Here is a 12,970-nt window from a genome sequence, read left to right as displayed (position 1 = left end):
CATCCCGTAACAGTCCGATTTTAAGTAACGTTCCCGGCCTCGCTCTCTCATAACTCTTGACCGCGTTGTAACGAGCTCATCCAAATGAGTAGACGCTTACCCAGAAAGTCAGCCTGAGGAATCGATATGTTCATACATAACAAACGCCTTCAGTACACCGTACGTGTAGCCCGTCCAAATCCGGGACTTGCCAACCTTTTACTGGAACAGTTCGGCGGTGCTCAGGGCGAGCTTGCCGCAGCAGGTCGCTATTTCACTCAAGGTTTGAGTGAGGATGATCCAGGTCGCAAAGACCTGCTGATGGACATCGCTACCGAAGAACTGAGCCATCTGGAAATCGTAGGATCGATTATTGTCATGCTCAACAAGGGTGCCAAGGGCCAGTTGGCCGAAGGTATCGAGGAGGAAGGCGAGTTGTATCGGTCGCTTAACGGCGCAGGTAATGACTCGCACATCACCAGCCTGCTGTATGGAGCAGGTGCACCGCTGGTGAACTCCGCAGGCGTGCCGTGGACCGCTGCCTACATCGATACCATCGGCGAGCCGACTGCGGACTTCCGCTCCAATATTGCCGCCGAAGCACGCGCCAAAATCGTGTACGAGCGTCTGATGAACGTGACTGACGACCCGGGCGTGAAAGAAGCGCTGGGCTTTCTGATGACGCGTGAAATTGCTCACCAACTGTCCTTCGAGAAAGCGCTGCATGCCATTCAGCCCAACTTCCCGCAGGGTAAACTGCCCGGCATGCCTGAGTTCACCAACAAATACTTCAACATGTCTGGCGAGCCCAATGTACGAGGCGCCTGGAACCAGGGCGGCGAATGGGAATACGTTGAATCACCCCAACCGGCAGTCGATGGTGGCGACGGTTCTGCGTCGGTGACATTGAGCGCTGAGGATGCCCAGGTTCTGGAAGCGATGAAAACGCGGACGATGTCTGACCCGGAAGCTAATCCTATTACCGGTGCGGACCTGGGATCGGGTTTCGTACAAGGCAAAGAGCTTTAATACCCGAAGGTTCAACAGTGGTTGAGGACGAACATCATGAAAATAAACCGTTCACGCGCTGCAACAATGCCTGGGGTTGAATTGAGCGACGCCGTATTTGATAAAGGACTTCAGTCTTTTGAAGCACAGGCTCGCTTGGCCCGTCGGGGATTTCAGGTTGTGATGGCTACCAAAGCATTTGGTGTTGCATCGCTGCTGGAGAATAACTTGCCCAGTCGGTAATGCTCCGATAACGATGAGCGGCCTCGTTTAATGACGAGGCACGCTCAAGCGCCATGAATATGACCGGCTTCGGGCCGGTTTTTCCATGCGCCAAGAGCATTCATAATCACTGAAAGGACGTGCATAAAATGGCCGCATGATCCGGTGCCTGTAAAAAGAACCGGTCATGCGGCTTGACTGGAAACGTTACTGCTTGGCGGCCTCACCACCGTGAGCAGCAGACAGTTTTTTTGCCTCTGCCAAATGCTTCTCCAACGTTGGCAGCATCTTCTCGGCGAACGCCTTCACATCAGGGTCAGTCCCTTCGGCCGCCTGCTTCTTGAACAGATCGATAGTCTGTTCATGCGCCATGACCTGGTTATTCGCATAGGACCTGTCGAACGATTCCTCGCGCAAATCGAGAATCATCGCCTTCGCCTTGTCCATCAGCATGGCGTCATCCGCCACTTTCAGTTTTTTGCTTTGAGCAATCGTCTGCAATTTGCCGTTGGCTTCGGTGTGCTCTTTGATCATGTGTTCTGCAAATGTTTTTACATCCGCAGACTGGCTCTTCTGCTGGGCCATCTTGCCAGCTTCAACCTCTGCAATGCCTTTGGCAGCAGCGTTATCAACGAAGTCCGCAGAGTCATCAGCGGCCAAGGCCATTTGGGAGCCTAGGGAAAGCATTACAGCGAGAGCGCTCATACGAAAATAGCGATTCATTTTCGGTCATCCTTTTTTATGGGCCAGATACGTCGTCAACGACGACACGACAGTTACGACCCCTCTTGAAAATCTGCGTTCAGCCTTTTTGACCGTTGGTACACACCCTCAAAATCGGCCTGCACTTGATCGGTTTTCAGATCAGTTTTTCGGAACGGGACAGTGCCTGCTGTGTCCATCGATCAATGACCGGACGGCAAACAGCTCGTCCTGCGTGAACAACCAAGACGGCAGGCTCAACCATGAAGATCGTCGAAGAAGTGGTGTCTTACTTACGTGATGAACAGTTGTTACTGGTAACTGCCGAATCCTGTACAGCGGGTGAAATCATTACGCTGATGGCGCAGATTCCCGGTAGCGGCTCCCTGATCGAATGCGGGTATGTCGTGTACTCACCCGAAGCCAAGCAACGGGTACTGGGCGTCAGTGCCGATACTATCGAACAGTTCAACCTGACCAGTTGTGAGGTGGCGCGGGAGATGGTCTTGGGCGCCCTTCGCGAAAGCCCTGCCACGGTGGCCGTTGCAACCACGGGCATCTGCGGACCGGATGATGTGGATGGTATACCTGCGGGCACCGTGTGTTTTGCCTGGGGATTCGTGCATGAAGGACAGCAACACGTCGTGACGCACCGGCATCATTTTTCAGGAGAGCGGGAAACGGTTCAGCACAACGCCGCGCTCTATGCGTTGGAGAGAATTCCTGAGTTTCATCGACATCTATTAAGTGCAGCGCCGAGCGGATCCGATATTCCGAATTCAGCGTGAAATCCGAATCCTTAACCCCGCTCGATCTTCATCGTTCCCAACGACGAACCATCCATCGGTCCTCGGCAAATTTTGCTGAATTTCCCAAGCGGGAAGTGTTCTTTTTTCCATAGAACAACAGAAAGTCTCGTGCGACCGCTTCTCTCGCGACTCTCAACTGCCGAGGTAAGATTTTTATGACGTCTCTTCAACTGATGACAGGCACCACTGTTGTCAAACCAACTGTAGTGGAAGAAGAATCCAAGGCTGTCTATCAATCCTTGATGTCCGAAGGCAATGCAGACCAGCAAAACGAAGCGGCCGCCTTTCTGGAGCGTTGCCTGGCATTGGCTGACCGAGAGTCTTGTGACCTTCCGCAGCAGCCTGAGGCGCTGGAGCGCTGGATCGAGCAGAATGTCGCCCAGGTCGCCGATCAATACGCGCTGTACCTGGAACAACGCCGCGCAGGTCAGCCACGACGCTTCTTCAAGAACAAAGCCCATGCGATGTACTTCATCCAACAGGTGGCGCCTACAAAACTGGTCGACGGTGCCTGGCTATATGGGTTGCTGTCCCATTGGGCCGATTACCGCTTTCATGGGCTGATCCGCACCTACCTTGAAGAGCTGGGCGACGGCGAACAGGCACAGAACCATGTATCGCTGTACCGCAAGCTGCTGGCCGACCTGGATTGCGACACGACCGCGCCGCTGCAGGATGAAGCGTATCTGCAAGGCGCCATTCAGTTGTCGCTGGGGCAGTTGAGCGATGAGTTTCTGCCGGAGGTGATCGGTTACAACCTGGGCTACGAACAACTGCCCCTGCACTTGCTCATTACCTCGTTCGAGCTGAACGAGCTGGGCATCGATCCTTATTACTTCACCTTGCACGTCACTATCGATAACGCCAGCACGGGCCATGCCCGTAAAGCCGCGCAGAGCGTCATGGCGTTGCTGCCAGTGGGTCAGGAGCGTGACGCGTTTTACCGCCGTGTCGCCAGCGGCTACAAGCTGAACGAACTGGGCATCGGTTCATCGGCAGTCATCCAGTCGTTCGATCTGGAACAGGAAGTGATCGCCATGCTTGAGCGCAAACGCACCTTCGGTCAGCACATGCATTCCGACTACTGCCGCCTGGACGGCAAGACCGTCAATGAATGGCTCGCCAAGCCCGACCAGATCCCGGAATTTCTCAGCGTTCTGGAAAACCGGGGCTGGATCAAGCGCCATGAGGACCCGATTCACAGTCGGTTCTGGCAACTGTTCGAAGGCGTGGGCGCGCCTATGTTTGGTGTGTTCAACGGCTATGAGAAACAACTGGTGCACGACTGGATCGCCGGTGACTGGCTGGCCGATGGCAGCGCTCAACCGACCAACGGCAAGCGTTTGCCGGAAGCGTTTCGCTCACGGTTCCGCAATGTCTCAGGCGCAGGTCTGGCCGCTCCAGCACCCGCGTCTCCGGCTGCGGCAGATGCCGATCCGGATGTGCGCGAACTGCATGTGAAACTCGAATCGGTTGCTGCGACAGAGAAAATGCCCACGCTGATCGAAAGCATGTCGCCTGCGCGGCACGCCAGCAATGCGGGGCTCTATGCCACTCGCCTGTTCGTTTCGCACATGGCCGAGCGTATGACTGGAGTTCAAGCATGAACCCGACGCTGCCCGACAGAACGGCACTGATTGCCCTCGCTCAGCGGCTGAAAAACGGAGGTTATCGATTCATCACACCGACGCCGTTGACCCACCAGCGCGTCAACGAACGCCCGGAAAACCGTACGGCGTTATCGCTGCGTGACGTGTTTGGCTGGAGTCGGATCATCCCCGAATCCATGTTGCCGGTTTCAGAGGCGCAAGGTCTGCTGGAGGCTGGCATTGTGCAGCGAAGCGAGGATGGACTGAAAAGCAAAGTCCGGTTTTCAAGCCTCAATGACCTGCTGCTGGTGCATTCGGCCTACCCGACCCACGATGAAGACTCGGTATTTTTCGGGCCTGACACGTACCGGTTCGCCCAGTCCATCAGCCGTCATCTGCAAAGCACATCGCACCCGATCAAACGGGCCGTGGACATCGGCTGTGGCGCCGGTGCCGGTGGGCTGCTCATCGCTCATGCCCGTCGCGAGGCGCAGGTTCATGCGGTGGATATCAATCCCAAGGCGCTGCACTTCGCCCAGATCAACGCCGATGTTGCCGGGCTTGAAAACCTGACGTGCAGCCAGAGCGACATTCTCACTGGCCTGACCGACAGTTTCGACCTGATCGTGGCCAACCCGCCGTACATGAAAGATACCCAGAAGCGCGCTTATCGACACGGCGGTGATTCGCTGGGCGCTGACCTTTCGGTACGTATCGTGCGCGAATCCGTGGATCGCCTCACGCCGGGCGGCTCTCTGCTGCTCTATACCGGTGTCGCCATGACGGGCGAGCGGGACCCGTTTTTTGAAGCCGTCAAAGAGGTGATCGATCACGCCGAACTGGCCTGGACCTACCGCGAACTGGACCCGGATGTCTTTGGAGAAGAGCTGCTTGAAGAGGGCTATGAAGATGCCGAGCGGATTGCCGCAGTGGAACTGGTGGTGACGCGGCGTACGTGAAGCGCGACTTATCCACAACCGCAAAAAAGCTGAATCTCTGCACAATGCCCGAACTCATGTTCGGGCATTGTGCTTTTGACGCATCGAAAAGCATGGAATGAGGACCCTCAAGTGTTATGTTATAACACTTTAAACCCTCAGCCGTAGTTTCCGAGCGACCCCACGCCCATGATTCGCCCCTCTTCACGCTCCCGTTGCACCGTCACCACCTTGTGTCTGTTGGCGGGTGGTAGCGCCGCTTGTGCTCACGCTGCGCAACAGATAGAACTCGCGCCGTCCATGATCAGATCCCCCTCCAGCCCACAGGAAGGTGAGACGCTAGACGCTTTGACCGGCGCAGGATCACGCTTGCCATTGACAGCTTTGCAGACCCCTGCAAGTACAAGTTCGATAAGCGGCGATGACGTGCGCAACCGGGGTGACGCCAATGTGCAGCGAGCCGTGGCACGCAGCACAGGCATCACGGCAATCGGCACACCAGGCGACGGAGGCACTGCATTGTCTGCTCGCGGTTTTACCGGGCAGGGATCGGTGATGCAGTTGTATGACGGCAGCCGTATGTACAGCGCCATGGGCACCGTCACGATGCCGGTCGATACCTGGGCTATCGAGCGCATTGAAGTGCTACGCGGCCCAGCGTCGGTGCTTTATGGTGAAGGCGCGACAGGCGCGGTGGTCAATGTCATCCCCAAGAAGCCCTTTGAAGGCGATATCCAGAACCATCTTCGTCTGGGTTATGGCTCTTACGACAGCCGTCAGGCAGCACTCGACAGCGGCGGCTCGTTATCCGATCAGCTGAGCTACCGCCTGAACCTCAATCGGCTCGACAGCAACGGCTGGGTAGATCGCGGAGATTCGGCCAGCACCTTCTTCAGTGGCGCATTGCGCTGGCAGGCCAGTGACAATCTGTCCTACACCCTCGCCCACGACGGCGGCAAACAGCGCCCGATGAATTACTTCGGCGTGCCGATAATTGATGGCCGTTACCACGAGGGCCTGCGGGATAAGAACTACAACATTCAGAATGATGTACAACGCTACGACGATCAGTGGACGCGGCTGACCACCGACTGGCAGATCTCCGATCAGGTGACGTCATCCAACGAGCTGTATTACCTGACATCGCACCGACGCTGGCAGAACGCGGAAAACTACAATTGGGATGCAGCCACGCAGCAACTGTCGCGCAGCGGCTACTTCAGCATCAAACACAATCAGGAACAGGTAGGCGATCGTCAGACCTTCACCTTCAAGCACAGTCTGGCTGGCCTTGAAAGTCAGAGCGTGCTGGGCATGGACGTCAACCGCATCCGCTTCAAGCTGACCAACAATTCGCCTTATGATGACGTGAATCCGGCTGGCGATCCGATTGATATCGAAAACCCGGCCCCCGGTCGTTTCCAAAGTGCGTCGCCCTACTCTGAACTGTTCAAAAGCACGACGCGGCAACTGTCGGTCTTCGGCGAAAACCGCACCCTGCTGACCGATCAGTTATCGATCATCACCGGCATGCGGCGTGACTACGTGAACATTGAGCGCAACGCCTTGCGTGACGACAGCCGAACCGAAAAAGACCTGATAGGCAATAACTGGAAAGTCGGACTGGTTTACGCACTGACCCCGAACAGTTCGACTTACGCGCAATACTCGACCAGCACCGACGGCGTCGGCAGTCTGATTTCGCTCAATCCGGGCCAGCAGCAATTCGATCTGGCCACCGCTCGGCAATCGGAAATCGGCTTCAAACAGGCGCTGTGGGATGAGCGTCTGGAATGGACGCTGGCCGCCTACCACATCGTCAAGAAGAAGCTGCTCACCACCGATGCCGGCAATCCTGACCTCACCCAACAGGTCGGACAGCAGTCTTCCAACGGACTGGAAGCGAGCCTGAAGCTACAACTGCCGCAGGACTGGGCACTGACCGCCAACGCGGCATTCGTGCGCGCCCACTACGATCAATTCAATCAGAGCGTTTCGGGCGTAGCCGTGTCGCGCGATGGCAATACGCCGGTCGATGTGCCGAAGCGCACCGCCAACCTCTGGCTCGACAAACAAATAGGAAACACCCTGCAGGTTGGCGGCGGGCTGCGCTATGTCGACAGCCGTTATGCCGATCTCGCCAACACCCGTGAAATACCCGCCTATACCGTGGCCGATGCCAGCCTCTCGTGGAAAGCGCTGCGCAATACCACGCTAGGCCTGCAAGTGCGCAATCTGTTCGACCGTCTGTATGCGGCCAGTCAGTACAACGAAGGCCAGCAGTGGATTCTCGGGGAGCCGCGTTCGTTGTACGTCACCGCGGACCTGAGCTTCTGATGCTCGCACTGGAAAAACTGGCATGGGCCCCGGAGCAGGCCTCGGTTTGCGACCACGAGCATTTCGCCCTCAAGGACATTGATCTGCACATCGCCGCAGGCGAATTCGTGGGTTTGATCGGCCCCAACGGAAGCGGCAAGACCAGCCTGCTGCGCTGCGCATTCCGCTACAGCCGTCCGCACAGCGGCAAGGTTACGCTGACCGACCATGACCTCTGGAGCCGCAGCCCGCGCTGGTGCGCACAGCATGTCGCCGTGGTCGCTCAGGAGTTTCCCGATGCGTTCGGCCTGACGTTGCTGGATGTCACCGCTATGGGTCGTGCGCCTCATCAGGGCTTTTTCGCGGCAGACAGCCCCCACGACCGCGCCATCGTACAGCGTGCGCTGAAAGCGGTCGGGCTTGAAGGCTACGAACAGCACCGCTTCGACACCCTCTCCGGCGGTGAAAAACAGCGTTGCCTGCTGGCGCGGGCGTTGGTCCAGGAGCCGCAATTGATGGTGCTGGACGAGCCAACCAACCACCTCGACCCGCGTCATCAGCTTGAACTGCTGGGGCTGGTCAAACAGCTCGGCGTAGCAACGCTGGCCAGCATTCATGACCTGAACCTGGCGTCGGCGTTCTGTGACCGGCTGTACGTCGTGCATCACGGCCGGCTTGTTGCCCAAGGCACACCCTGGGACGTGCTGACCCCAGACCTGCTGCTCAGCGTGTTCGGTGCCAACGCGCTGGTCGATTGTCATCCTCTGCGTGATTACCCACGCATCACCTGGATTCCCTGAAATGAAGCCTCTGTTCACTTGGCTGACCCTGACCGCCTTACTGACCAGCTCGATGGTGCAAGCCCAAGCCACGGCTTACCCGGTCACCGTGCAGAGCTGCGACCGTTCGGTGACATTCAACGCTGCGCCTCAACGTGCCGTCAGCAACGACGTCAACCTCACCCAGATGATGGTCGCCTTGGGCCTGCAATCGCACATGGTCGGCTACAGCGGCATCACCGGATGGAACAAGCCTGATCCCGCCCTGTTGCGCGACTTGGGGGCACTGCCCGAACTGGCCAGCAAATACCCGTCGGTGGAAAACCTGCTCAACGCCAACGCCGACTTCTATTTCGCCGGCTGGAACTATGGCATGCGGGTCGGCGGTGACGTCACGCCGCAAAGCCTGGCAACGCTGGGCATTCAGACCTATGAGTTGACCGAATCCTGCGCCCAGATCATGCCTCGCGCCGAAGCGACGCTGGACGATGTCTACAACGACCTGCTCAATCTGGGCCGCATATTCGACGTGCAGGACCGCGCACACGCGTTGGTGGCCGACATGCAGCGCCGGGTTAACCTGGTTCGCCAGCAAGCGACAGGCACACCGTCTCCCCGAGTGTTCCTGTACGACAGCGGCGAAGACCGCCCCATGACTGCCGGGCGCCTGGCCATTCCACAAGCACTGATCAGCGCAGCAGGCGGACGCAATGTGATGGGCGATGTGGCCGCCAGTTGGACCCATGTGAACTGGGAATCGGTGGTGCAAAGCAATCCCGAGATCATCGTGATCGTCGATTACGGCGAGGTCAGCGCGGCCCAGAAGCAGCACTTTCTGGAAAACGATCCTGCCCTGCAATCCATCGATGCGGTGCGTCACAAACGTTACGTCGTACTGCCATACGTTGCCGTAACGCCAGGACTGGACAACGTCACAGCCATCGAGACGCTGGCGAAGGCCTTTCATGGCGTGACGCGATGACCCTGTCGCAGTGGCTGACGGAACGGCGGAGCCGCTACACCGGTTTGCTGATCGCGCTGACGGTCTTGTTACTGATGTCGTGCCTGGTGTCTGTCTCGTTCGGCGCAGCCGCTGTGCCATTGCAACAGGTCACGGACATCCTGACGTTCAAACTCGCGGGCCTCGGTGATGCGCCGCACCTATGGACGGTGGGGCAGGAAACCATCGTCTGGCTGATACGTACACCGCGTGTAGTGCTGGGCGCTCTGGCGGGCGCGGGTCTGGCACTCATCGGCTGCGTGCTGCAAGCCGTCACCCGCAACCCGCTGGCCGATCCCCATCTACTGGGAGCCACCTCGGGCGCCACGCTCGGCGCCGTGATGGTGGTCATGCACGTCGGCGAAATCATCGGCATCCTGACCTTGCCACTGGCCGCATTCGCAGGCTCGCTGGCCAGCCTGGTCCTGGTGCTGTGGCTGTCCAGCCGCAATGGCCGCCTCGACAGCCAACGCCTGCTGTTAAGCGGTGTCGCCGTGTCATTCGTGATGATGGCCATCGCCAACCTGCTGCTGTTTCTGGGCGACCACCGAGCCAGTTCGTCCGTGCTGTTCTGGATGCTGGGCGGCCTCGGCCTGGCGCGCTGGGAACTGTTGACGGTTCCCCTCGTGACCGTACTGGCAGGCTGGATTCTGCTGCAAGGACTCGGCCGTGCCTTGAACGCCCTGATGGCCGGCGATCAGACCGCCGTGAGCCTGGGCCTGCAAGTGCGCAACGTCCGCCTGTTGGTCTTCCTGATCGCCTCACTGATGACCGGCGTACTCGTCGCCCTGTGCGGCTCCATCGGCTTCGTCGGCCTGATGGTCCCGCATATTGCCCGACGCCTGGTGGGCTCGGAACATCGACGGCTCCTGCCGGTTTCGGCGCTATTGGGGGCGCTGTTGATGGTGTGGGTGGATGTCGTGTCGCGCACGCTGATCGCGCCTGAAGATTTGCCCATCGGGATATCGACGGCGTTGTTGGGAGGGCTGTTTTTTATTTTTATGATGAGGCGGGGGTGAAGAGTGGCAGAGGAGTAATACAAAACCTGCCCATACTTCACGCCTTCCTTTGGCGTGCCGCGTCAAAGTCGCTATTTCATAAGCATGACGAATACCACGCATCAGAAACAGGAATTGGTCAGTACCCTTGCGGCTGAGTGACACTGAAAAAAAGAGGGACCTGACTGATAAGCGTAGTGACTGCTTTTGCTCTAAATCTCTGTCGGCTCTACAGCTCAGTCATCGCTGTGCGCCAGCCGGTTAAGTCCGGCTCAGGCAGAGGGCTCGCGATGAAGCGCCACCTGTTCAACCTGCCCGCGTAACCATTTATGAGCAGGGTCCTCGTTGAAGCGAGGGTGCCAGATCTGCACGAAAGGAAACGGCGGTATCGCCAATGGCGGTCTGAGTTTGACGAGCGTTTCGTCAATTTCGGTCTCATCCAGCGCACGCGTGGCGATGGTCAGAATGAGGTCCGTCTGACTGATCATCCGGGGGGCGGTTCGCCAGTGCGGCACGCTGACCGCGATGCGCCGATGCAAACCTTGAACTCGCAGCAGATTGTCGATCTCGCCGATGCTGCCGTCTATGGACACGGAAATGTGAGGACGCAGCAGATAACTCTCCAGGTCGAGCACGCCATTGGCGGGCAGCGTGTTGCGGTCAAGCAGGCACGAAAAGGTTTCCTCGAACAACATGGCCTGATTAATGTCGGCAGGCAGGTTGGGGAAAACACCCAGTGCAAGATCGATCGATCCCTGCGCGACCTCTTCGAGCATGAGGGAACGGCTGCCTGGGGTGACGACCACCGTGATATTGGGTGCCTGCTCTCTCAAGCGCATCAGCAATCCAGGCAACACGATGGCCGCCCCGTAGTCGGACATCGCCAGATTGAAGGTCCGTTGCGAACTGGCGGGATCGAAAGCAATGGAGTTGCCGAACAGGATTTCGATTCGGCTCAGCACGTCTTTCACAGGCATCTGGATAGAGCGGGCGAGCGCACTCAGGTGCACCTCTTTGCCTTTTCGAATCAGGATCGGATCGTCGAGCAAGCTGCGCAGCTTACTCAACGAGTGACTGACTGCAGGCTGGCTCAAGTGCAAACGCTCCCCGGTTCGGGTCACGTGCTTTTCGGTCAGCAGGGCGTCCAGCACCACCAGCAAATTCAAATCGATGTTGCGCAGCGAGACGCTCACCATCCATGGCCTTCTAACCCTAAAGGGTTTCTTTGTTTCGAAAAAAGGAGAGCAGCCTATGCCACGACTCAACAGGATCATTGAGACAGCGCTCTATGTGCAGGATCTTACAGAGGCCAAAAACTTTTACTACAAGACACTCGACCTTGAGGTCATGCTGGAAAGCGATGTGCTGGTCGCATTGAACGTAGGAGGCCTGAATACGCTGCTGCTGTTCAAGCGCGGCGCTTCGCTGGAAACCAGGCACCTGACTGGTGGAGAAATCCCGCCTCACGACGCGCATGGACATATACACGTATGCTTCGCCATCGACGCCAAGGAGATGGACGCCTGGGTCGAGCGCCTTGAGCAGGCTGGCGTCTGCATCGAAGGCCGCACGGAATGGCCAAAGGGCGGGTCTAGCATTTACTTTCGCGATCCTGATAAAAACCTGATCGAACTTCTGACGCCGGGGTGCTGGGCGATCTATTGATCATAATTCTGCTATCCGGAATTCCCTGCCCGGCAATTTCAACCCCCGAAATCCGGCTGTTGGATGTAGAGAAGTCGAACTATCGAGTAGCACCCATCATGAGTGTTTATGGGCTTTGTATGCTTCTTTGAACGTCACTGGATGCAACGCTAGAGCAGGCAACTGCCGCACCCATTAAGCTGATCGTGTGTTTGCCCGAAGAACGCGTGCCTTCTTAGTGGCAAGCAACGAGATCTGGCTCCACGATTGAATCAATATTCAAGGGCACAGGCATAGGAATCACGGCGTACCGTTTCGGCCATGCAGGCGGTAGCCGGAACGCTCGCTCAGTCGTTTGTAATAGGCATCTACTGCCGGGAATTGCGAATGAGTCAGCGGGGTTTCAAACCAGCGATTTACTCACAGACCTATCGGAATGTCTGCCAGCGAAAACTCGCTACCGCCTACATACGCACCGGTGGCATCGAGTTGTCGATCCAAGATCGCCATGTGCCTGGTCCATTCACTACATCCGGCAGCAAGCGCCTCATGATCTTGATGGGACGGGCAGTGCCTGACCAGCGACATAAAGGCGTAGCCCCAGGATTTGTTGAGGTCAGTGGCTTGCCAGTCAATCCATTGATCTACCCGGGCTCGAGCAATTGCCTCTGCCGGGTAAAGATGCAGGGCGCCGCTACGGTTCGCCAAGTACCTGATGATCGTGTTCGACTCCCACAGAACGAAGCCATCGTCCTCAATGACTGGAACCATCGAATTGGGATTCAATGCCTTGAATTCAGACGTGTTTGTTTCCCTGAAACCAGAGCCCCAGTCCTGCTGTTCGAACGGGACTTCCAGTTCTGCGCAGGTCCAGAGCACTTTTCGAACATTGATTGATGAGGCCTTGCCCAATATCCGTAGCATTCCATCTCCTTACAATCGCTGGGCACGGATTAAACGACTTCCATTATGAGTGGCGCAGACCT

General features: G+C 57.5%; 12 protein-coding genes and 1 pseudogene. 10 read left to right on the top strand and 3 right to left on the bottom strand.

Annotated elements, in window-relative coordinates; all coding sequences use genetic code 11:
* Positions 1-126 precede the first annotated feature (126 nt).
* Together ALP40_RS22215 and ALP40_RS22210 are read left to right on the top strand one after the other, a co-directional pair.
* Entirely contained in the window at positions 127-1,008 is an 882-nt protein-coding gene (locus ALP40_RS22215; RefSeq protein WP_122210297.1) for a manganese catalase family protein, read from the top strand.
* A gap of 36 nt (positions 1,009-1,044) precedes the next feature.
* Positions 1,045-1,230, top strand: a complete 186-nt coding sequence (locus tag ALP40_RS22210; protein ID WP_122210296.1) for a hypothetical protein — start codon at positions 1,045-1,047, stop codon at positions 1,228-1,230.
* A gap of 186 nt (positions 1,231-1,416) precedes the next feature.
* Here the strand turns inward: ALP40_RS22210 and ALP40_RS22205 are convergent, their stop codons facing one another.
* Complete coding sequence (locus ALP40_RS22205) at positions 1,417-1,932, bottom strand: DUF4142 domain-containing protein (protein WP_122210295.1); 516 nt, start codon at positions 1,930-1,932, stop codon at positions 1,417-1,419.
* A gap of 242 nt (positions 1,933-2,174) precedes the next feature.
* Here ALP40_RS22205 and ALP40_RS22200 point away from each other — a divergent pair, with 242 nt between their 5' ends.
* The 7 genes from ALP40_RS22200 (at position 2,175) to ALP40_RS22170 (ending at position 10,361) form a co-directional block, all read left to right on the top strand.
* Positions 2,175-2,699, top strand: a complete 525-nt coding sequence (locus ALP40_RS22200) for a CinA family protein (protein WP_122210294.1) — start codon at positions 2,175-2,177, stop codon at positions 2,697-2,699.
* A gap of 176 nt (positions 2,700-2,875) precedes the next feature.
* Positions 2,876-4,327 (top strand): iron-containing redox enzyme family protein, encoded by a 1,452-nt coding sequence (locus tag ALP40_RS22195; protein WP_122210293.1) that lies wholly within the window; start codon positions 2,876-2,878, stop codon positions 4,325-4,327.
* The gene (locus tag ALP40_RS22190) at positions 4,324-5,268 is read left to right on the top strand and encodes a class I SAM-dependent methyltransferase (protein WP_122210292.1); all 945 of its coding nucleotides are present in this window, start codon (positions 4,324-4,326) and stop codon (positions 5,266-5,268) included. Before ALP40_RS22195 ends, ALP40_RS22190 begins: the two co-directional genes overlap by 4 nt.
* A gap of 168 nt (positions 5,269-5,436) precedes the next feature.
* Complete coding sequence (locus tag ALP40_RS22185; protein ID WP_259640740.1) at positions 5,437-7,584, top strand: TonB-dependent siderophore receptor; 2,148 nt, start codon at positions 5,437-5,439, stop codon at positions 7,582-7,584.
* On the top strand, positions 7,584-8,363 hold the full coding sequence (locus ALP40_RS22180; protein WP_122210291.1) for an ABC transporter ATP-binding protein: 780 nt from the start codon (positions 7,584-7,586) through the stop codon (positions 8,361-8,363). Before ALP40_RS22185 ends, ALP40_RS22180 begins: the two co-directional genes overlap by 1 nt.
* Position 8,364: 1 nt before the next feature.
* Positions 8,365-9,324, top strand: coding sequence for an ABC transporter substrate-binding protein (locus tag ALP40_RS22175; RefSeq protein ID WP_183136073.1), 960 nt, complete (start codon positions 8,365-8,367; stop codon positions 9,322-9,324).
* Complete coding sequence (locus tag ALP40_RS22170) at positions 9,321-10,361, top strand: iron ABC transporter permease (RefSeq protein ID WP_122210290.1); 1,041 nt, start codon at positions 9,321-9,323, stop codon at positions 10,359-10,361. Before ALP40_RS22175 ends, ALP40_RS22170 begins: the two co-directional genes overlap by 4 nt.
* Before the next feature lie 251 nt (positions 10,362-10,612).
* On the opposite strand, the gene ALP40_RS22165 is transcribed toward ALP40_RS22170, so the two are convergent.
* A complete protein-coding gene (locus tag ALP40_RS22165; protein ID WP_122210289.1) occupies positions 10,613-11,536 on the bottom strand; it encodes a LysR family transcriptional regulator in 924 nt (307 codons plus the stop codon).
* A 55-nt stretch (positions 11,537-11,591) separates the two neighbouring features.
* Between ALP40_RS22165 and ALP40_RS22160 the strand changes: the two genes are divergently transcribed.
* Positions 11,592-12,005, top strand: a complete 414-nt coding sequence (locus ALP40_RS22160) for a VOC family protein (RefSeq protein WP_122210288.1) — start codon at positions 11,592-11,594, stop codon at positions 12,003-12,005.
* A 279-nt stretch (positions 12,006-12,284) separates the two neighbouring features.
* On the opposite strand, the pseudogene ALP40_RS22155 reads toward ALP40_RS22160, so the two are convergent.
* Positions 12,285-12,908 (bottom strand): annotated as a pseudogene (locus ALP40_RS22155) (glutathione S-transferase family protein).
* Positions 12,909-12,970: the final 62 nt, after the last annotated feature.

The sequence above is a fragment of the Pseudomonas viridiflava genome, from assembly GCF_003702045.1.
GTDB classification, from domain to species: domain Bacteria; phylum Pseudomonadota; class Gammaproteobacteria; order Pseudomonadales; family Pseudomonadaceae; genus Aquipseudomonas; species Aquipseudomonas viridiflava_C.
This window is presented reverse-complemented; position numbering and strand designations above follow the sequence as displayed.

Excerpts from the sequence above, each read along its gene's own strand:
- ALP40_RS22210 (WP_122210296.1), top strand. The coding sequence starts at position 1,045 with ATGAAAATAAACCGTTCACGCGCTGCAACAATGCCTGGGGTTGAATTG.
- ALP40_RS22205 (WP_122210295.1), bottom strand. The coding sequence starts at position 1,932 with ATGAATCGCTATTTTCGTATGAGCGCTCTCGCTGTAATGCTTTCCCTA.
- ALP40_RS22165 (WP_122210289.1), bottom strand. The coding sequence starts at position 11,536 with ATGGTGAGCGTCTCGCTGCGCAACATCGATTTGAATTTGCTGGTGGTG.
- ALP40_RS22160 (WP_122210288.1), top strand. The coding sequence starts at position 11,592 with ATGCCACGACTCAACAGGATCATTGAGACAGCGCTCTATGTGCAGGAT.
- ALP40_RS22180 (WP_122210291.1), top strand. The coding sequence starts at position 7,584 with ATGCTCGCACTGGAAAAACTGGCATGGGCCCCGGAGCAGGCCTCGGTT.
- ALP40_RS22200 (WP_122210294.1), top strand. The coding sequence starts at position 2,175 with ATGAAGATCGTCGAAGAAGTGGTGTCTTACTTACGTGATGAACAGTTG.
- ALP40_RS22175 (WP_183136073.1), top strand. The coding sequence starts at position 8,365 with ATGAAGCCTCTGTTCACTTGGCTGACCCTGACCGCCTTACTGACCAGC.
- ALP40_RS22195 (WP_122210293.1), top strand. The coding sequence starts at position 2,876 with ATGACGTCTCTTCAACTGATGACAGGCACCACTGTTGTCAAACCAACT.
- ALP40_RS22170 (WP_122210290.1), top strand. The coding sequence starts at position 9,321 with ATGACCCTGTCGCAGTGGCTGACGGAACGGCGGAGCCGCTACACCGGT.
- ALP40_RS22190 (WP_122210292.1), top strand. The coding sequence starts at position 4,324 with ATGAACCCGACGCTGCCCGACAGAACGGCACTGATTGCCCTCGCTCAG.
- ALP40_RS22215 (WP_122210297.1), top strand. The coding sequence starts at position 127 with ATGTTCATACATAACAAACGCCTTCAGTACACCGTACGTGTAGCCCGT.
- ALP40_RS22185 (WP_259640740.1), top strand. The coding sequence starts at position 5,437 with ATGATTCGCCCCTCTTCACGCTCCCGTTGCACCGTCACCACCTTGTGT.